The organism is Streptomyces nanhaiensis (assembly GCF_046614825.1).
Lineage (GTDB): Bacteria > Actinomycetota > Actinomycetes > Streptomycetales > Streptomycetaceae > Streptomyces > Streptomyces radiopugnans.
The window spans coordinates 1-784 of the sequence record NZ_JBKJFM010000374.1 but is presented as its reverse complement, the minus strand read 5'-3'; the positions used below and the strand labels follow the sequence as shown (position 1 = coordinate 784).

At 80.2% G+C, this 784-nt stretch carries 1 protein-coding gene; it reads left to right on the top strand.

Going from position 1 to position 784, the window contains the following annotated elements; genetic code table 11:
• Positions 1 to 784 (top strand): FAD-dependent oxidoreductase (locus tag ACLIYP_RS30665; RefSeq protein ID WP_412716331.1); only part of this gene is annotated, 784 nt, incomplete at both ends.

Sequence of the window (784 nt, the reverse complement as noted above, 5' to 3'; positions counted from 1 at the left end):
CGCCTCGACGCCCGCCGAGCGCCTGGACGCCCGTCCCGAGCTGCCCGCCGCCCAGGCCCTGGCCGCCCGCGCCCTGTCCTCCCGGGCGGCCGACGGCCTGCTGCGCCCCCTGCTCGGCGCGCTGCTGTGCGACCCGGAGCTGACGACCTCCAGCCGGATCGGCGATCTGGTGCTGCGCGACTTCGCCCGCGGCGGGCTGTGCCTGCCCGCGGGCGGCGCGGTGTCCGTGCCCCGGGCCCTGGCGGACGGGCTGCCGCCCGGCACCGTCCGCACCGGGGTGCGCGTCCTGTCCGTGGCCGCCAACGCGGTGGTGACGCGCGACCACGGCACGATCCGCTGCCGCGCGGTGCTCATCGCCACCGGGGCCCGCGACGCGGCCGAGCTGCTGCCGGGTCTGCGGGTGCCGGACTTCCACCCGGTGACCGTGCTGCACCACGCGGTGGAGGGCCCGGCCCCCACGGACGAGCCGCTGCTCCTGCTCGACGCCGACCGGCGCGGTCCGGTGGCGTACACGGCCGTCGCCAGCGCCGTGGACCCCTCGCGCGCGCGGCCGGGCCGCGCGCTGGTCACCTCCGTGGTGCTGGGCGCCGCCGCGTCCGAGCCGCCCGGTGTGCTGGACCGGGCCGCGCGCGCCCAGCTCGCCGGGCTGTACGGCGTCCCGACCGGCCGCTGGGAGCTGCTGGCCGTCCACCACGACCCGCTGGCCGTACCCGCGGCGCCCGCCCCGCACGATCCGCGGCGCCCGGTCCGGGTGCTGTACGGCCTGTACGTCTGCGGCGACCAC